Source organism: Pseudomonas sp. 22082 (genome assembly GCF_052046055.1).
In the GTDB taxonomy this organism is placed as follows: Bacteria; Pseudomonadota; Gammaproteobacteria; order Pseudomonadales; family Pseudomonadaceae; genus Aquipseudomonas; species Aquipseudomonas pharyngis.
Map to the genome: position 1 here is coordinate 149812 of NZ_JBQEQB010000010.1, position 17882 is coordinate 167693.

The 17882-nt window shown below is 60.5% G+C and carries 15 protein-coding genes; 10 read left to right on the forward strand and 5 right to left on the reverse strand.

The features are described 5' to 3' along the window. Window positions 1–3: 3 nt before the first annotated feature. Entirely contained in the window at window positions 4–849 is an 846-nt protein-coding gene (locus tag ACTJK9_RS14250; RefSeq protein ID WP_007911294.1) for an AAA family ATPase, read from the reverse strand. 201 nt (window positions 850–1050) lie between these two features. Between ACTJK9_RS14250 and ACTJK9_RS14255 the strand changes: the two genes are divergently transcribed. Further along, window positions 1051–1281 (forward strand): DUF4160 domain-containing protein, encoded by a 231-nt coding sequence (locus ACTJK9_RS14255; protein ID WP_064594177.1) that lies wholly within the window; start codon window positions 1051–1053, stop codon window positions 1279–1281. Continuing rightward, on the forward strand, window positions 1269–1769 hold the full coding sequence (locus ACTJK9_RS14260) for a helix-turn-helix domain-containing protein (protein WP_064594179.1): 501 nt from the start codon (window positions 1269–1271) through the stop codon (window positions 1767–1769). Before ACTJK9_RS14255 ends, ACTJK9_RS14260 begins: the two co-directional genes overlap by 13 nt. Here the strand turns inward: ACTJK9_RS14260 and ACTJK9_RS14265 are convergent. Then, window positions 1766–2842, reverse strand: coding sequence for a DUF748 domain-containing protein (locus tag ACTJK9_RS14265; protein WP_440814473.1), 1077 nt, complete (start codon window positions 2840–2842; stop codon window positions 1766–1768). The two genes, ACTJK9_RS14260 and ACTJK9_RS14265, sit on opposite strands and share 4 nt — an antisense overlap. Before the next feature lie 128 nt (window positions 2843–2970). Between ACTJK9_RS14265 and cysK the strand changes: the two genes are divergently transcribed. Together cysK and ACTJK9_RS14275 are read left to right on the forward strand one after the other, a co-directional pair. Then, window positions 2971–3945, forward strand: a complete 975-nt coding sequence (gene cysK, locus ACTJK9_RS14270; RefSeq protein ID WP_085605613.1) for a cysteine synthase A — start codon at window positions 2971–2973, stop codon at window positions 3943–3945. Window positions 3946–4133: 188 nt separating this feature from the next. Continuing rightward, window positions 4134–5072, forward strand: a complete 939-nt coding sequence (locus ACTJK9_RS14275; RefSeq protein ID WP_064594184.1) for an aspartyl/asparaginyl beta-hydroxylase domain-containing protein — start codon at window positions 4134–4136, stop codon at window positions 5070–5072. Window positions 5073–5116: 44 nt separating this feature from the next. On the opposite strand, the gene ACTJK9_RS14280 is transcribed toward ACTJK9_RS14275, so the two are convergent. After that, window positions 5117–5296: a hypothetical protein gene (locus ACTJK9_RS14280; RefSeq protein WP_143492905.1), complete on the reverse strand. Its 180-nt coding sequence runs from the start codon at window positions 5294–5296 to the stop codon at window positions 5117–5119. A gap of 432 nt (window positions 5297–5728) precedes the next feature. Here ACTJK9_RS14280 and ACTJK9_RS14285 point away from each other — a divergent pair, with 432 nt between their 5' ends. Continuing rightward, window positions 5729–6592, forward strand: coding sequence for a DMT family transporter (locus ACTJK9_RS14285; protein WP_085611590.1), 864 nt, complete (start codon window positions 5729–5731; stop codon window positions 6590–6592). Between the two features lie 57 nt (window positions 6593–6649). Here the strand turns inward: ACTJK9_RS14285 and ACTJK9_RS14290 are convergent, their stop codons facing one another. Continuing rightward, window positions 6650–7558 carry a DMT family transporter gene (locus tag ACTJK9_RS14290; protein ID WP_221398932.1) on the reverse strand — a complete coding sequence of 303 codons (909 nt, stop codon included), beginning with the start codon at window positions 7556–7558 and terminating at the stop codon, window positions 6650–6652. Window positions 7559–7642: 84 nt separating this feature from the next. After that, entirely contained in the window at window positions 7643–9268 is a 1626-nt protein-coding gene (locus tag ACTJK9_RS14295) for a methyl-accepting chemotaxis protein (RefSeq protein WP_221398933.1), read from the reverse strand. 415 nt (window positions 9269–9683) lie between these two features. Here ACTJK9_RS14295 and aceK point away from each other — a divergent pair, with 415 nt between their 5' ends. From aceK to ACTJK9_RS14320, 5 genes are all read left to right on the forward strand, one after another. Next, on the forward strand, window positions 9684–11405 hold the full coding sequence (gene aceK / locus ACTJK9_RS14300; RefSeq protein ID WP_011332949.1) for a bifunctional isocitrate dehydrogenase kinase/phosphatase: 1722 nt from the start codon (window positions 9684–9686) through the stop codon (window positions 11403–11405). Between the two features lie 170 nt (window positions 11406–11575). Then, window positions 11576–15487: an ATP-dependent RNA helicase HrpA gene (hrpA, locus tag ACTJK9_RS14305; RefSeq protein WP_440814477.1), complete on the forward strand. Its 3912-nt coding sequence runs from the start codon at window positions 11576–11578 to the stop codon at window positions 15485–15487. Window positions 15488–15770: 283 nt separating this feature from the next. Beyond that, window positions 15771–16892, forward strand: coding sequence for a beta-ketoacyl-ACP synthase III (locus ACTJK9_RS14310; protein WP_440814479.1), 1122 nt, complete (start codon window positions 15771–15773; stop codon window positions 16890–16892). Window positions 16893–17027: 135 nt separating this feature from the next. After that, window positions 17028–17639 (forward strand): RNA polymerase sigma factor, encoded by a 612-nt coding sequence (locus ACTJK9_RS14315; protein WP_221398937.1) that lies wholly within the window; start codon window positions 17028–17030, stop codon window positions 17637–17639. Continuing rightward, window positions 17633–17869: an anti-sigma factor family protein gene (locus tag ACTJK9_RS14320; protein ID WP_085611585.1), complete on the forward strand. Its 237-nt coding sequence runs from the start codon at window positions 17633–17635 to the stop codon at window positions 17867–17869. Before ACTJK9_RS14315 ends, ACTJK9_RS14320 begins: the two co-directional genes overlap by 7 nt. Window positions 17870–17882 lie beyond the last annotated feature (13 nt).

Below are 17882 nucleotides of genomic sequence, written 5' to 3' on the forward strand. Positions count from 1 at the left end.
CTCTTAGCGGGTGCCGCGACGGCTCATGAACGCCAGGCGCTCAAGCAGTTGCACGTCCTGTTCGTTCTTCACCAGCGCACCGGCCAGCGGCGGGATGGCTTTGGTCGGATCGCGTTCGCGCAGCACCGCTTCGCCAATATTGTCGGCCATCAGCAGTTTCAGCCAGTCGACCAGTTCCGAGGTCGACGGCTTCTTCTTCAGGCCCGGCACCTTGCGCACGTCGAAGAACACGTCCAGCGCTTCGCTGACCAGATCCTTCTTGATGTCCGGGTAGTGAACATCGACGATTTTCTGCAGGGTGGTGCGGTCGGGGAAGGCGATGTAGTGGAAGAAGCAGCGGCGCAGGAAGGCGTCCGGCAGCTCTTTCTCGTTGTTGGAGGTAATGATGATGATCGGACGTTTCTTGGCCTTGATGGTCTCGTCGATCTCGTAAACGTAGAACTCCATCTTGTCGAGTTCCTGCAACAGGTCGTTGGGGAACTCGATGTCGGCCTTGTCGATTTCGTCGATCAGCAGAATGACCCGCTCTTCGGACTCGAACGCTTCCCAGAGCTTGCCCTTCTTCAGGTAGTTGCGTACGTCGTGGACTTTTTCATTGCCCAGTTGCGAGTCGCGCAGACGGCTGACCGCATCGTACTCGTACAGGCCCTGATGGGCCTTGGTGGTGGACTTGATGTGCCAGGTGATCAGCTTGGCGCCGAACGATTCGGCCAGTTGCTCGGCGAGCATGGTCTTGCCGGTGCCCGGTTCGCCCTTGACCAGCAGCGGCCGCTCCAGGGTGATGGCGGCGTTGACCGCCAGCTTCAGGTCATCGGTGGCGACGTAGGCCTGGGTGCCTTCGAACTTCATCTGCTAATCCTCGAACGGTAACGCCGACCTGAACGGGCAGGGCGGGGGCGAAATAATCGGATGCCCGACTATAACGCGCGGCCCGGTCGACTGTGAACGCAGACGGCTTATTCAGTCTCTGAATGGGGCGTCACATGTTGACTCAGTTTCGGCACGAGGCCAGTATTCCAGGTATCGCCGATTTGGCGATAGCCTTCGGGCATGACTACCAAATACCGATTTCGCGAAAAATACCGCATTCAGTTGCGCGAGAAGGATCACCCGCCACCCCATGTTCACCTGACCGGTGGTGGAGTGGATGTGATGCTTAGCCTGGAAACCGTCGAGGTCATGATGGGCAAGGCACCGCCACTGATCGTCAAGGAAGCGTTGGCGTGGGTTTCGGCCCATCAGACGCAATTGCTGGAGGACTGGAAACGATGTTACCCATGAAGCGGCCACGATTGGCCGCAGTGCAGGCTGTTGGCGATGCTTGCCTGTCGCTGACCTTTATTGATGGCCAACGGCTGAACCTGGACTTGAGCCGCGATCTGCAAACCTATCCGGGGCTCGCTCCGCTACTGGACGCCGAAGTGTTTGCAACCGCTGAGTTGGGTGACGACGGCTGGAGCGTGGAGTGGCTGGAACCGGATATCCAGATTGGTGCCGATACCTTGTACCGGGACGCGCTCGCGCAAAATGCGCCGGACGAAAACACACGGATTTTCATGGATTGGCGCGCTCGCACCGGTCTACCGTTGAATGAGGCGGCCGAAGCGTTGGGTGTGAGCGCCCGCAGCATCAGTCGCTACAGTAATGGTCGGGAAGCGGTGCCGCGATCATTGGCCCTGGCCTGTCTGGGTTGGGATTCGTTGCAGGAGAAGCCTGCATTGATCGCGGCAGAGGATAACGGGCGCTACATCGTCAACCGTAAAACTTAGCCCGCGTCCGGCTTCGGCCGTTCATACCGGGCATTGAAGGCCTGGATGAATCCGTTGCGCAAAATCTGCAAAAACGCTTCGAACGCGTTGATATCTTGCTGGTGCACGCTGCCGCTGAGTTCGACTCGGGTGGCAAACTGGTTTTTGCCCTGGTTTTTCAGCACGGTTTCCGTGCCGCCGACCAGTGCTTCCCAGATCGAGCGGAAGATCCCCTTGTTCTTGTTCTCGACATCTTGCTGCCAGTTGAACACGTCCACGTCGCGCAGCAGCGGTTTGATGTAGCCCTTGAGCTGGCCCTTGTTGGCGGCGGCTTCGATGACCACGTCGCCGTGGCCGGCGTTGAAGTCGAATTTGCCGTAGGCCGAGGCGAAATCGTTCATGCGCTTGAGTTCGATGTCGCGGGCCCGCAGGCGAAATTCGAAGTCTTCGAAATTGCTCAAGGGGTCGAAGGTGGCTGTGGTTTCCAGCGGGGCATGCCCCAGCAGCAGGGCCTTGCCTTCGAAGCGAGCGTCGCGTCTGCTTTCTTTGTCGACCACGTTGGTCAGGTTGTAAATGCTGGCGTCGACGTTGGTTGCATTCATGTTTACCGGTGGCTTGGAGTTGAAGTTGCGAAAGCTGATCCGCCCATCGCTGATCTGCACTTCGTCGAGCGTGATAGGCAACAGTTTGCCCAGTTGCTCACGCCAGTCGGTGCCCTGACCGGTCTGGGAGTTCTGCTTGTTGGCACCACCATCGACGAAGTTCACCTGAGGTTTAAAGAATTTCACCTGTGCCACGACAGCATGGTCGTACCAAAGCGAGTGCCAACTGACAGACAGGTCGATAACCGGCGCATCGACGAACGGCACCGGCACCTTGCCGTCGGCCTTGACGATTTTCAGGCCATTGATCTTGTAGGCCCCGCGCCAGAGCGCCAGGTCCACGTCGGTGATCTGGCCGCGGTAGTCGCCCATGTTGGCCAGCTTGTCATTCAGATAGTCGCGCACGAGGTAGGGCAGGGCGATGTGCAGGGCGACCAGTAATACAACGAGAGTGGTGAAAATCCACAATGGCCAACGGTAGCGACGCTTCATGGCAGCAAATTCCGAACGGTATAAAGCGATTGACTGCCGCCTGGCGCAGACGTTCGGCCCGACTGGACTGACAAGAGCAACAGGCTTACCTTGGAGAGCTGAATTCAACGCTGCACAAGGACCCAGCCATGAGCCGTATTTTTGCTGACAACGCCCATTCCATCGGCAACACGCCGCTGGTGCAGATCAACCGCATCGCGCCCCGTGGCGTGACCATTCTGGCCAAGATCGAAGGTCGCAACCCGGGCTACTCGGTCAAGTGCCGGATCGGCGCCAACATGATCTGGGACGCCGAAAGCAGCGGCAAACTCAAGCCGGGCATGACCATTGTCGAGCCGACCTCCGGCAACACCGGCATCGGCCTGGCCTTCGTGGCGGCCGCGCGCGGCTACAAGTTGCTGCTGACCATGCCGGCCTCGATGAGCATCGAGCGGCGCAAGGTGCTCAAGGCGCTGGGCGCCGAGCTGGTGCTGACCGAGCCAGCCAAGGGCATGAAAGGCGCTATCGAAAAGGCCAACGAAATCGTAGCCAGTGACGCGGGCAAATACTTCATGCCGGCCCAGTTCGATAACCCGGCCAACCCGGCCATTCATGAAAAGACCACCGGCCCGGAAATCTGGAATGACACCGATGGCGCCATCGATGTGCTGGTGGCGGGCGTCGGCACCGGCGGAACCATTACCGGCGTGTCGCGGTATATCAAGAATACGGCGGGCAAACCGATTCTGTCGGTGGCGGTGGAACCGGTGTCGTCGCCGGTGATTACCCAGGCGTTGGCGGGTGAAGAGATCAAGCCGAGCCCGCACAAGATTCAGGGCATCGGCGCCGGTTTTGTGCCGAAGAACCTTGATCTGTCGATGGTTGACCGGGTCGAGCTGGTGACGGATGACGAGTCCAAGGCCATGGCCCTGCGCCTGATGCAGGAAGAGGGGATCCTGTGCGGGATTTCCTGCGGTGCGGCCATGTCGGTGGCGGTGCGTCTGGCGGAGACCCCGGAAATGCAGGGCAAGACCATTGTGGTGGTGCTGCCCGACTCCGGTGAGCGTTATCTGTCGAGCATGCTGTTCAGTGATCTGTTCACCGATCAGGAGAACCAGCAGTAAGGGGGCACGTTGATTCAGGTCAGCCAGGGTTCAGGATCGTTATGTTAATAAGTGCTTTGTTGCGCAATTCTTAACACTGAATCTTGAGTCGGGCGGGTTTTTCCCGGAGCCGGTAGTGTTTATCATGGCCGGCCGCCATCTCGGGTAAATGACATGGCGTGGCGTTGTCTTATTTCAAGGAGTTGTTGATGACCTTTTCGTTAGCCGCCAAGGTGTCGGTGTTGCTGCTGTTTGTGGGCAGCATCCTCTACGTGCATTTGCGCGGCAAGGCGCGTTTGCCGGTGTTGCGGCAGTTCGTCAACCACTCGGCGCTGTTCGCCCCGTATAACGCCTTGATGTACCTGTTCTCGGGCGTGCCGTCCAAGCCGTATCTGGATCGCAGCAAGTTTCCGGAGCTGGACGTGTTGCGCGATAACTGGGAAACCATTCGCGACGAAGCCATGCATCTGTTCGACGAGGGTTATATTCGTGCCGCCGAGAAGAACAACGACGCCGGTTTCGGCTCGTTCTTCAAGAAAGGCTGGAAGCGTTTCTACCTCAAGTGGTACGACAAACCGCTGCCATCGGCCGAAACCCTGTGCCCGAAAACCGTGGCGCTGGTCAGTGCCATCCCCAACGTCAAAGGCGCGATGTTCGCGCTGTTGCCGGGCGGCAGCCATTTGAACCCGCACCGCGATCCGTTCGCCGGCTCCCTGCGTTATCACCTGGGTCTGTCAACGCCAAACTCCGACGATTGCCGAATCTTCGTCGACGGTCAGGTCTACGCCTGGCGCGACGGTGAAGACGTGATGTTCGACGAGACCTACGTGCATTGGGTCAAGAACGAAACCGAACAGACCCGCGTCATCCTGTTCTGCGACATCGAGCGGCCGCTGAGCAGCCGCCTGATGACCCGCATCAACCGCTTCATCAGCGCCTGGCTGGGCCGTGCCACGGCACCGCAGAACCTCGACGACGAGCGTGTCGGCGGGATCAACCAGGCTTACGCCTGGAGCAAGAACTTCAGCGACAGGTTCAGTGGTGCGGTCAAACAGTGGAAACGCCGCAACCCGAAGGCCTACCGTGTGCTGCGGCCGGTGCTGGCGGTGGTGGTGTTGACGTTGCTGGGGTATTGGCTGTTTGGTTGAGGCTGGAAGCAGAAACAAAAAACCGCTCCTTGTGAGCGGTTTTTTTATGCGGGGAAGGTAAAGGATGCGCCGGCGAGAACACCTCCCGGCTCTTCCGCTGCTGGATTAGCCAATGCCTCTCTAATTCGGAGTAACTCCTTTTCAGATAATTCTCCAGCAGAGCGCTTTCCTTTGGCCCTCATCGATTTGGCGCCTGGCGCTTTGTTCTCGGCGACAGTTTTCATGGCGTCTCCACTATGGTCGTTGCAATTGCAAACGAGCCTATGCGCCTGCCTCCTGCCTGTCGCTACTGGCCCTTTGTCCAAGTCGTTGCAATCCATGTCGCGGGCTGGTTATAGTCGGCGCTCGTGAGTCGCACGACTCATTGTCCAACCCTTCAAAAAAGATCAGCCCAGATGCCTGCATCCCTCATCAACGCGGTAGTCGATTCAGCGGTCAACGCTGGCGTCGTGCCGTGCGGGAATCAGCAGCCTGTGCAGATCAGTCATTACCCTCCACCTGTCAGTAGCACGCCGGTGTGCGCAGTCGTATCACCGCCGGGCGTTGGTGTTTCGGGCTGATCAGCGTTTGCTGCTGACCCCTGTGCCCGCCTGAAAAAACCTACTGAATTTCAGCTTCGGCTGAGTTGGCTATTTGCCTGACTACAGGTGGTATTCATGTTTGTCCTTTCGAAAAAGTCCGCGCTCGCGGCGGCGTCCACGAGCCTGTTCGTTCTGCTGTGGAGCAGCGGGGCGATCTTCTCCAAGTGGGGGCTGGCCCACGCTTCACCCTTCGCCTTTCTGCTGATCCGGTTTGTGATTGCCCTGTGCGGGCTGGTGCTGCTGGTGCCGTTGCTCAAGTTGAAGTTGCCCAAGGGCGGCAAGCCGATGCTGTACGCGATGGCCACCGGGGTGGTGTTGTTAGGGGCTTATCAGATCTTCTATCTGCTGGCGCTGGATCTGAAGGTCACGCCCGGGGTGATGGCGACCATCATGGGCGTGCAACCGATCCTGACGGTGGTGCTCATGGAGCGGCAGCGTTCGGCGAGCCGAATGTTTGGGCTGGCGTTGGGACTGGCCGGTCTGATCATGGTGGTTTACCAGGGCATCGGTCTGGCCGGAATGTCGCTGGCGGGGATGTTGTTCGGGCTGCTGGCGCTGGCGAGCATGACCTTCGGCTCGATCATGCAGAAGCGCATCACCGACAATCCCCTCGGCACGCTGCCGGTGCAGTATCTGGCCGGTCTGCTGCTGTGCGGGATTTTCGTGCCGTTCCAGCCGTTTCACTTCGAGCACAGCGCCGGTTTCATTGTGCCGGTGCTGTGGATGGGACTGGTGGTTTCCGTGCTGGCGACGTTGCTGCTGTACCGGCTGATCGCCCGGGGCAATCTGGTCAATGTCACCAGCCTGTTCTATCTGGTGCCGGCCGTGACGGCGGTGATGGACTACCTGATCTTTGGCAATCGCCTGGCGGCGTTGAGCGTGCTGGGGATGCTGCTGATCATCGTCGGTCTGGTATTCGTATTCCGTAAATCGGCGTAACAGCCGCGCATGAAAAAGGCCCGGGAGGAAACTCCCGGGCCTTTGTGCATCTGCCAATCAGCGGGCGGTGGCTTCTGCCGGCTTCACCACAGCGGGTTTCAGCACCAGCCACAGCGCAATGGCGATCAATACCCCGCCATACACGTGGGCCATCGACAGCGGCTCATCGAGAAAAAGCGCCCCCCACAACACGCCGAATGGCGGAATCATGAAGGTCACGGTCATCGATTTCACCGGCCCGATGGAACTCAGCAGGCGGAAGTAAATGATGTAGGCAAACGCAGTGCAGCCAAGCCCAAGGCCCAGCAGCGACAGCCAGACATTCCAGCCACCCCAGCTCACCGGCGGCGCAGTGATGACGCTGTAACCGAACAGCGGCAACAGAAACAGGGTTGCACCGAGCATGCTGCCCAGCGCCGACAGACGACTGTCGAGGCCGCCGGCCTGATCCAGCCAGCGTCGGGCGAGGAACCCGGCGAAGCCATAACAGGTGGTTGCGAGCAGGCAGGCCACCGCGCCCATCAGCAAGTGCAGATCGAACGCGACCGGGCCGGCGCGGGTCAGCACCCCCACCCCGAGCAGGCCAAGGAACACCCCGGCGAGTTTGGCCAGCGTGAGTTTTTCACTGAAGAACAAACCGCCGATCAACACGCCCATCAATGGCGTGGTGGCATTGAAGATCGCCGAATAACCGGCCGGCAGCACCTGGGCGGCGACCGAATACAGCGTCGCCGGCACGCCGGAGTTGATCACGCCAAGCAACATCACAGTCTTGAGCTTGCCTTTGAAATCCCAGCTGATGCGCATCAGCCCGAGAATCACCAGCAAGCCGACGGCGGCGATGGAAACGCGGAAGAATCCGGTCGGAACCGTACCGATCGCGGGAGCGATGATGCGCATGAACAGGAAGCTCGCGCCCCAGATGGCGGCCAGCGACAACATGCGGAAAATATCGACAGGGCTCACGGGCCACTCCTTCCTTGATCGGGACGAGAGTGTTGCCGAGGGCCCCGGCGATGGCAACCGCTAATCGGGCATTTAATTGTCTGATCAGATCACGAAGCGCGTGACCAGTGCGTTCAGGTCGACGGCCAGTCGCGACAGCTCCTGACTGGCGGCAGACGTCTGGGTGGCACCTGCTGCGGTTTGTGTCGACAGATCACGGATGGTCACCAGGTTCTGATCGACCTCCCGAGCCACCAGCGCCTGTTGCTCGGCGGCGCTGGCGATTACCAGGTTGCGCTGGTTGATCTGCGAAATCGACGCGGTGATTTTCTCCAGTGCATGGCCGGCACTGTTGGCGCGACGCAGGGTATGGCTGGCCTGCTCGGCGCTGTTTTGCAAGGCGCCGACGGTGGCACTGGTGCCTTGCTGAATGCTGCTGATCATCAGCTCGATTTCTTCGGTGGAGTTCTGCGTGCGCTGGGCCAGCGAGCGGACCTCGTCGGCAACCACTGCGAAGCCACGCCCGGCCTCGCCGGCGCGCGCGGCTTCAATCGCAGCGTTCAGGGCCAGCAGGTTGGTCTGCCCGGCGATGCCGCGAATCACTTCCAGCACCTTGCTGATGTCCTGGGCCTGAGTCGCAAGGCCCTCGGCCTGTTCGGACGCGCCGAGTACTGCACTGACCAGTTCCTGAATCGAACTGATGGTCTCGCTGACCTGCACATGCCCGTGTTTGCTGTCCTCGTTCGACGCTTCGGAGGCCTGGGCACTGGACACCGCATTGGCGGCCACTTCATCCACCGCCGTGCTCATCTCGGTGACCGCCGTGGCGGCCTGCTCGATCTGGTCATTTTGCTGTTGCAGGCCGCGGGTGCTCTGCTCCATCACCGAACTCATTTCCTCGGCAGCGGAGGCCAGTTGCTGGGCCGACTCGCTGATGCCGCGAATGGTCGAGCGCAGATTGCCCTGCATCTGCGCCAGCGCCGTGAGCAACTGCGCCGCTTCATCACGACCCTCGCTGTCGATGCGACCGCTGAGGTCTCCCGAAGCAATCTGCCGTGCCGCGTTCAGCGCCTGATTGATCGGCGTGGTGATGCTGCGGGTCAGCAACCAGGCCAGCAACAACGTGGCAATCAGGGCGATGACGATGATCGCGGCGACGATCCACAGCGCCTGCTGGTACATCGCCGCCGCGGACTTGGCGGCGGCATCCGCGCCTTGCTGATTGAGGCTGATCATTTGCTCAAGGGTCTTGTCGAGCACCGTGCCCTGGGGCGCCAGTTCAGTGGTCAGGCGCGCGTAGGCTTGTTCGTTTTGTCCGGCATCGATCTGTTTGATGATCTGGTCGAGGATGCTCAGGTACTTGGCCGTGTCGGCGCTCAAACCTTCCAGCATCGCTCGCTCCTGGTCATTGGCGATCAGGGCCTTGTGGTCGTCGAGGCGCTTGAGCAATTCCTGACGTTGCGCGGTGAGAATGCCTTTGCTGCGTTCGCGAACGACAGCCTGAGTACTGGTGATCAGGCGCAGGGATTCAAGACGGATGCTGGCGATATTCGCCGCTGCGTCATGGATGCTTTCGATGCTGGGCATCCACGATTCCTCGATCACCGCCGCGCTCTCGCGCAGGGTTTTCATCTGGCCCAGACCGAACAGGCCGACCACCACCAGCAGACTGGCCAGAACGGCAAAACACAAACTGGCGCGCAAACCTATGCGCAGATTCCGGATAGACATCAATGTGCTCCTTGGGGATTGGGGGAGAGGTCGTCCTCGTGGACCGAGGATCTTGTTGTAAGGCGGGTGATGGCGGGCTGTATATCAAAGTGCCACTATCTTGGTAAGGCCATTTTTAACCGGGGTGGCACGCGATGGACGAGAAGGAACTAGCCGGGAAAAGCGCGGATTAGAGACGTCGCTACCGGGTTGGATCCGAAACCCAGAAGAAACGCGGGCTGGCGTTCAGCGATAGGGAGAAGCCGAAGGGACGTTTATTGACCGAACGGTCGATTAAAAAAACTTTGATAAAAACTGTGTCGTTGTACAACCCGCAAGAGGATTTGGCCGAAATTGCGCTTCTCCTGCGCCCGCTTCCGTGGCTAAGCTCAGGCATTCGAGCACAGATTCTCCAATTCCCGCAGAGGTCTCATCTATGCCGCAGCAATGGCCAGCCACCGACATCGCCCGCCTGATCCTCGATGGCTTTGACGATTACCGCGAGCATTTCCGGCGGATCACCGACGGCGCCCGGGAGCGCTTCGAGCAGGCCCGCTGGCAGGACACGCAAACCGCGTCGGCGGCACGGATCAACCTCTACGAAGAAAAGGTCGGTGAAACCGTCGCCCGCCTGCGCGAGTATTTCGAGCCGGACACCTTGATGGACGTCACCTGCTGGCCGCTGGTGAAAAGCGCCTACATCAGCATCATCGACCTGCGCTTCGACGATGAGCTGTCCGAGACCTGGTACAACTCGATTTTCTGCAGCCTGTTCAGCCACGACCTGATCAGCGACGGCTGCATGTTCATCCACACCACGCGCCCGAGCCTGCGTCGGGCACGGGCCGCACAGACCCGCACCTACAAGCCCCAAGGGCAGATCTCGGGCATGCTTGCGAGCATCTTTGCCGATTACCGCTTCAGCGAGGCCTACGCCGATTTGCCCGGCGACTTGCTGCGTCTGGAAGCGCAACTGCGCGAGAACCTGCCGGACTGGGTGTGCAAGGACCCGGAGCTGAGCGTCGAGCTGTTTTCCTCGGTGCTGTACCGCAACAAGGGCGCGTACCTGGTGGGGCGCATCTACACCAACGACGATCAGTGGCCGTTGGTGATTCCGTTGCTGCACCGCGAAGGGCGCGGGATTCAGATCGACGCATTGATCACCGACGAAGCGGAGGTGTCGATCATCTTCTCCTTCACCCGTTCGTATTTCATGGTGGATGTGCCGGTGCCGGCGGAGTTCATCGGTTTCCTCAAACGCATCCTGCCGGGCAAGCACATCGCCGAGCTGTACACCTCGATCGGTTTCTACAAGCACGGTAAATCGGAGTTCTACCGCGCCCTGATCAATCACCTGGCCAACACCGATGACCAGTTCATCATGGCGCCGGGCGTGCGCGGCATGGTCATGAGCGTGTTCACGCTGCCGGGCTTCAACACTGTGTTCAAGATTATCAAGGACCGTTTCTCCCCATCGAAAAACGTCGACCGCGCCACGGTGATCGAGAAGTACCGACTGGTGAAAAGCGTCGACCGCGTCGGGCGCATGGCCGATACCCAGGAATTCGCCGACTTTCGTTTTCCCCTGAGCAAATTCGAGCCGGCGTGCCTGGCGGAGCTGCTGGAAGTCGCGCCGTCCACGGTGTCGCTGGAAGGCGAAACCGTGCTGATCCGCCACTGCTGGACCGAGCGCCGAATGACGCCGCTTAATCTCTATCTGGATAACGCCAACGAAGCCCAGGTGCGCGAAGCGCTGGAGGATTACGGCCTGGCGATCAAGCAACTGGCGGCGGCCAACATCTTTCCCGGCGACATGCTGCTGAAGAACTTCGGCGTCACCCGCCATGGCCGGGTGGTGTTCTACGACTACGACGAGATCTGCTTTCTCACCGAAGCCAACTTCCGCCACATTCCGGCACCGCGTACGCCGGAGGACGAAATGGCCTCCGAACCGTGGTATTCGATCGGGCCACTGGATGTGTTTCCCGAGGAATTTCCGCCGTTCCTGTTTGCCGATGCAGCGCAGCGCAAGCTGTTCGATCAGTTGCATGGCGAGTTGTACAACGCTGATTACTGGAAGGGGCTACAGGAAGCGATTCGGGCGGGGAAAGTCATTGATGTCTTTCCGTATCGGCGCAAAGGCCTGGATAACGAATAAAGCAGCCGCAAGCCGCAAGCCGCAAGCCGCAAGCCGCAAGCAGCAAGCAGCAAGCTACAAGCAGCAAGTCAAACGCCGCTTTCAACTTGCGGCTTGTAGCTTGCCGCTTGTAGCTGCTTTTCTGCGACAATCGCGTCCTTGCGCCACTAGACGACCGAATTGCGTACCCGATGACCGACGAATCGCCCTCCATCGACAAACTGCTGAAAAACCTCGATCACGCCATGCTCGCCGACCGCCACCGGCTGCGGCGACAGTTGCTTGAGCTGCGCAAGAAACCCGACGAGGCCAAGCTGGCCCAGTGGGTGGCGCGGATGCAGGCGTCCTGCGATCAGGTGCTGGCGCGCAAGGCCAGCCTGCCGGTGATCCGTTACGACGACAGCCTGCCGATTGCAGCCAAGCGTGACGAAATCAAGAAGGCCCTGGAAAAGCACCAGGTGCTGATCATCGCCGGTGAAACCGGCTCGGGCAAAACCACCCAGTTGCCGAAAATCTGTCTGGAGATCGGTCGCGGCCAGCACGGTTTGATCGGCCACACCCAACCGCGGCGGATCGCGGCGCGTAGCGTGGCCAGCCGGGTTGCCGAAGAGCTCGGTACACCGCTGGGCGCGCTGGTCGGTTATCAGGTGCGCTTCGAAGATCAGAGCGATTCCAACACCCTGATCAAGTTGATGACCGACGGCATCCTGCTGGCGGAAACCCAGAACGACCGCTACCTCGAGCGCTACGACACGATCATCGTCGACGAAGCCCACGAACGCAGCCTCAACATCGACTTCCTGCTCGGTTACCTGAAAACCCTGCTGCCGCGTCGCCCGGATCTGAAAGTCATCATCACTTCGGCGACCATCGATCTGGAGCGCTTCTCCAAGCATTTCGACGATGCGCCGATTGTCGAAGTGTCCGGCCGCACCTTCCCGGTGGAAACCTGGTATCGCCCGCTGACGCTGGAGCAGGACGAAGAAGGCAACCGCGTCGAGGATGACCTGACCGTGGATCAGGCGATTCTCGCCACCCTCGACGAAATCGCCGCCTATGAGCGCAGCGAGCGCCGCAGTCCCGGTGATGTGCTGGTGTTCCTGCCCGGCGAGCGCGAGATTCGCGACGCCGCCGACATGCTGCGCAAGGCCCAGCTCAAACACACCGAAATCCTGCCGTTGTACGCGCGCCTGTCGCCGGCCGAGCAGCAGCGGATCTTTCAGTCCCATCCGGGGCGTCGCGTGGTGCTGGCGACCAACGTTGCGGAAACTTCGCTGACCGTGCCGGGCATCCGTTACGTGATCGACAGCGGCACCGCGCGCATCAGCCGCTACAGCTACCGTGCCAAGGTCCAGCGGCTGCCGATCGAAGCGATTTCCCAGGCCAGTGCCAACCAGCGTAAAGGTCGTTGCGGCCGGGTCGAGCCGGGTATCTGCGTGCGCTTGTACAGCGAAGAGGATTTCCTTGGTCGCCCGGAATTCACCGATCCGGAAATCCTGCGCACCAACCTCGCTGCGGTAATCCTGCAGATGCTCCATCTGCGCCTCGGCGAGATCACCGATTTCCCGTTCATCGAGCCGCCGGACGGCAAGGCGATCAGCGACGGTTTCAACCTGCTGCAGGAATTGTCGGCGGTGGATCGCAACAGTCAGCTGACCCCGCTCGGTCGCCAACTGGCGCGCCTGCCGGTGGACCCGCGCATGGGCCGCATGCTGCTGGAAGCGGCGAAACTTGGCAGCTTGCAGGAGGTGCTGATCGTCGCCAGTGCCATGTCGATTCAGGATCCGCGCGAGCGTCCGCCGGAGCGTCAGCAGGCCGCTGACCAGGCCCACGCTCAGTGGAAGGACGCCGATTCGGACTTCGCCGGGCTGGTCAATCTGTGGCGCGGTTTTGAAGAGCAGCGCCAGGCGCTGACCGCCAGCCCGCTGCGCAACTGGTGCCGCAAGAATTTCCTCAACTACCTGCGCCTGCGCGAGTGGCGCGATTCCCACCGTCAGTTGAGCCTGATCTGCCGCGACTTGCAGCTGAGTCTGAACAAAGAGCCGGCGGATTATCCGAAATTGCACAAAGCGGTGCTGGTCGGCCTGCTCAGCCAGATTGGTCAGAAAACCGAGGACGGCGATTACCTTGGCGCCCGTCAGCGGCGGTTCTGGATTCACCCGTCATCGGGTATCGGCAAGAAACGCCCGCAGTGGGTGATGACCGCCGAACTGGTGGAAACCACCAAGCTCTACGCGCGGATGGTGGCGAAGATCGACGCCGACTGGATCGAACCGCTGGCCGGGCATCTGATCAAGAAGAACCACTTCGAACCGCACTGGGAGAAGAAGCGCGGCCAGGTCGTCGCGTTCGAACAGATCACTCTGTTTGGCCTGATCGTGGTCGGTCGCCGGCCGGTGCATTACGGCCCGGTGGATCCGGTGGTTTCGCGAGAGCTGTTTATCCGCGAAGGCCTGGTGCGCGGCGAGATTCAGTCCCGGGCCAAATGCCTGACTGCCAACAAGCAATTGCTCGAACAACTCGACGAACTGGAAGCCAAGGCTCGTCGTCGGGACATTCTGGCCGACGAGGAAACCCTCTACGCGTTCTACGACGCGCGTTTGCCGGCGGAGATTCACCAGACCGCGACGTTCGATAGCTGGTACCGCGTCAACAGCCAGAAAGATCCGCAACTGCTGATCATGCGCGAGGAGGACGTGCTGGCGCGCGAAGCCAGCGAAGTCACCGCCCAGCATTACCCGGACACGCTGCACATCGGCGATCTGGAACTGGCGCTGAGTTACCACTTCGAACCGAATCACCCGCGTGACGGCGTGACCCTGCGTGTGCCGGCGCCGCTGTTGCCGATGCTGCCACCGGAGCGTCTGGAATGGCTGGTGCCGGGACTGATCGAGGCCAAGTGCATCGCGCTGGTGCGCAACCTGCCCAAGGCTTTGCGAAAAAACTTCGTGCCGGTGCCGGATTTCATCAAGGCCGCGCTGCAACGCATGACCTTCGCCGAAGGCTCGTTGCCGCAAGCGCTGGGTCGCGAACTGCTGCGCATGACCGGTGCGCGGGTCAGCGATGAAGCCTGGGCCGAAGCGGCGCAGCAGGTTGAAAGCCACCTGCGGATGAACCTGGAAATCGTCGACGGCCAGGGCAAGTTCCTTGGCGAAGGCCGGGATCTGGTCGAACTGACCGCACGTTTCGCCGAAGCCAGCCAGGCCGCACTGGCCGTGCCACAAAGTGCGAAAAACCAGCAACCGGTGGAGGCCAAGGTTTTTGCGCCAGTGGCGGAAAAGACCCAACAGAAGATCGCCGGGCTGTCGATGACGGTGTATCCGGCGCTGGTGGAAGAGAGCGGTACGGTCAAGGAAGGGCGATTTTCTACCCCGGCCGAAGCCGAATTCCAGCACCGCCGCGCCTTGCAACGTCTGCTGCTGCAGCAACTCGCCGAACCGGCGAAGTTCCTGCGCGGCAAGTTGCCGGGCCTGACCGAACTGGGCCTGCTGTACCGCGAACTGGGGCGGGTTGATGCGCTGGTCGAAGACATTCTGCTGGCCAGCCTCGACAGCTGCATTCTTGACGGTGAAGACCCGCTGCCCCGTGATGGCGCAGGTCTGGCGGCACTGGCCGAGCGCAAGCGCGGCAGCTGGACCGAGCACGCCGAGCGGGTGGCACGCCTGACTCTGGAAATCCTCAAGCTCTGGCACGGTCTGCAAAAACGCTTCAAGGGCAAGATCGATCTGGCTCAGGCCGTGGCGCTTAACGACATCAAGCAGCAGCTCAGTCATCTGGTGTATCCGGGCTTCGTCCGGGAAACGCCAATGCTCTGGCTCAAGGAGTTGCCGCGTTACCTGAAAGCGGTCGAGCAGCGTTTCGAGAAGCTGGGCGCGCAGGTGCAGAAGGATCGGGTCTGGAGCGGCGAGCTTGCCGGGCTCTGGACGCAATACCAGACCCGTGCCGCCAAACATGCCCAGGAAGGCAAGCGCGATCCGCAGCTCGAGCTGTATCGCTGGTGGCTGGAGGAGTACCGGGTTTCGCTGTTCGCCCAGCAGTTGGGGACGAAGGTGCCGATCTCCGACAAGCGCCTCAACAAGCAGTGGACGCAGGTGGAACCCTAGCGAGTGCCTGATCGCTCCGTGGGAACGATCACAAATTCCCCTTGTGGGAGCAAGCCCGCTCCCACATTGGTTAGGCGTTGTGCTTGAGAATGGGGCCAAAACCTCGGGTTTATGGCAAACTTCGCCACCATAAATGCCGTTTTCGCGTCCCAGAGCCTTTGCCGGGCCGCGCAACGGAATAAAGCGATGCCAGGTTTTTGCGTCCCTGATACGGGAATGGACCCTTTGCGTGTTGGCACGTCGGTGCCAGCACTTTCTGCCTGAACAGATTAGAGAAACGACCATGCATAACGTCGTCATCAGCGGCACCGGCCTGTACACTCCGGCCAACAGCATCTCCAACGAAGAGCTGGTGCAGTCTTTCAATACCTACGTCGCCCAGTTCAACGCGGACAACGCCGACGCCATCGCCAGCGGCGAAGTCCAGGCCCTGACCGAGTCCAGCGCCGCGTTCATCGAAAAAGCTTCCGGCATCAAGAGCCGCTTTGTCATGGACAAGGACGGCATCCTCGACCCTGCGCGCATGGCGCCACGGCTGCCGGAGCGTTCCAACGACGAATGGTCGGTACTCTGCCAGATGGCCATCGGCGCTGCCGAACAAGCTCTGCAACGTGCCGGCAAGACCGCCGCCGACATCGACGGCGTGATTGTCGCCTGCTCCAACCTGCAGCGCGCCTACCCGGCCATCGCCATCGAAGTCCAGGAAGCGCTGGGCATCCAGGGTTTCGGTTTCGACATGAACGTGGCCTGCTCGTCGGCGACCTTCGGCATCCAGCAAGCGGCCAACACCGTGCAACTGGGCCAGGCCCGGGCGATCCTGATGGTCAACCCGGAAGTCTGCACCGGTCACCTGAACTTCCGCGACCGCGACAGCCACTTCATTTTCGGTGACGCCGCTACTGCCGTCGTCATCGAGCGCGCCGATCTGGCGACGTCGAAACACCAGTTCGATGTGGTCAGCACCAAACTGCTGACCAAGTTTTCCAACAACATCCGCAACAACTTCGGCTTCCTCAACCGCGCGGCGGAAGAGGGCATCGGCGCCCGCGACAAACTGTTCGTGCAGGAAGGCCGCAAGGTGTTCAAGGATGTCTGCCCGATGGTGGCCGAGCTGATCGGCGAGCATCTGGAAGAGAACAAGCTCAACGTCGGTGACGTGAAGCGCTTCTGGCTGCACCAGGCCAACCTGAGCATGAACCACCTGATCGTGCGCAAGCTGCTGGGTCGCGAAGCCACCGAAGAAGAAGCCCCGGTGATTCTCGACACCTACGCCAACACCAGCTCCGCCGGTTCCGTGATCGCGTTCCACAAATATCAGGACGATCTGGCGGCCGGTTCGCTGGCGGTGCTGAGTTCGTTCGGTGCCGGTTACTCGATTGGTAGCGTGATTCTGCGTAAACGCTAAGAGCGAGTTCATTTCCTCTTAATCGCGCTGACGTTTCCTACATCCGAATCGGCGCGAGCGCTGTAATTTTCGAAACTGGCGGCAGGAGAGATCCTGCCGCTATCATTTTCGGAGTCAGGAAAAGGGGATTGATGGATGGCGGTTGACGACACACAACTGCTCGAGCGGTTGTTGGCAGGCGAACAGAAAGCCTTCAAGGAACTGGTCAGCACCTATCAAAGCCCCATGCGCGCGGTCGCCTACGCGATTGTCGGCCAGCGCCATGTCGAGGAAGTGGTGCAGGACGCGTGGCTGTCGGTGGTGCGTAATATCGGCCGTTTCGAGGGGCGCTCCAGTCTCAAGACCTGGCTGCTGACAATCACCGCCAACTCGGCCAAGAGCCGCTACAAACTCAATCGTCGCGAAGTGTTGCTGGATGATCTGCCGTCCCCCCACGGCACCATCGACGACAATCGCTTCTCTCCCGGCGACGGTCACTGGCTGGTCGCACCGTTCGCCTGGCACCAGGACACGCCCGAAGCGTTGCTGACAGAAGGCGAGCTGCGTGAATGCCTGGAGCATACGTTGCTCAGTCTCTCCGAACTTCAGAGCAGTGTGCTCACGCTGCGCGAGCGTCAGGGGCTGGAGCTGGAGCAGATCTGTAATCTTCTGGAGATCTCGCTCTCCAATGTCCGCGTGTTGCTGCACAGGGCACGCTTGAAGGTCTTCGCGACCGTGGAGCATTTTGAGGAGACGGGAGAATGTTGACCTGCAAGGAGCAAGTGGCGCGATCCAGCGATTATCTCGATGGCCAGTTGAGCTTTCGCGAGAAGTTGATGGTGCGTCATCACCTGATGTTCTGCCGCAATTGCCGGCGTTTCATTCGCCAGATGCGTTTGATGCAGGCGACATTGCGAGCGATGCCGCAAAAGCCTGAAGAGGGCGTGGACGCGTTGGCCGAGCAGCTGGCAGCGCTGCGGCGCAAGGATCGATCCTGAAATCACAGACTGG

Coding starts and splice junctions, on each gene's coding strand:
- ACTJK9_RS14250 (WP_007911294.1), bottom strand. CDS start 849: ATGAAGTTCGAAGGCACCCAGGCCTACGTCGCCACCGATGACCTGAAG.
- ACTJK9_RS14255 (WP_064594177.1), top strand. CDS start 1,051: ATGACTACCAAATACCGATTTCGCGAAAAATACCGCATTCAGTTGCGC.
- ACTJK9_RS14260 (WP_064594179.1), top strand. CDS start 1,269: ATGTTACCCATGAAGCGGCCACGATTGGCCGCAGTGCAGGCTGTTGGC.
- ACTJK9_RS14265 (WP_440814473.1), bottom strand. CDS start 2,842: ATGAAGCGTCGCTACCGTTGGCCATTGTGGATTTTCACCACTCTCGTT.
- cysK (WP_085605613.1), top strand. CDS start 2,971: ATGAGCCGTATTTTTGCTGACAACGCCCATTCCATCGGCAACACGCCG.
- ACTJK9_RS14275 (WP_064594184.1), top strand. CDS start 4,134: ATGACCTTTTCGTTAGCCGCCAAGGTGTCGGTGTTGCTGCTGTTTGTG.
- ACTJK9_RS14280 (WP_143492905.1), bottom strand. CDS start 5,296: ATGAAAACTGTCGCCGAGAACAAAGCGCCAGGCGCCAAATCGATGAGG.
- ACTJK9_RS14285 (WP_085611590.1), top strand. CDS start 5,729: ATGTTTGTCCTTTCGAAAAAGTCCGCGCTCGCGGCGGCGTCCACGAGC.
- ACTJK9_RS14295 (WP_221398933.1), bottom strand. CDS start 9,268: ATGTCTATCCGGAATCTGCGCATAGGTTTGCGCGCCAGTTTGTGTTTT.
- aceK (WP_011332949.1), top strand. CDS start 9,684: ATGCCGCAGCAATGGCCAGCCACCGACATCGCCCGCCTGATCCTCGAT.
- hrpA (WP_440814477.1), top strand. CDS start 11,576: ATGACCGACGAATCGCCCTCCATCGACAAACTGCTGAAAAACCTCGAT.
- ACTJK9_RS14310 (WP_440814479.1), top strand. CDS start 15,771: ATGCATAACGTCGTCATCAGCGGCACCGGCCTGTACACTCCGGCCAAC.
- ACTJK9_RS14315 (WP_221398937.1), top strand. CDS start 17,028: ATGGCGGTTGACGACACACAACTGCTCGAGCGGTTGTTGGCAGGCGAA.
- ACTJK9_RS14320 (WP_085611585.1), top strand. CDS start 17,633: ATGTTGACCTGCAAGGAGCAAGTGGCGCGATCCAGCGATTATCTCGAT.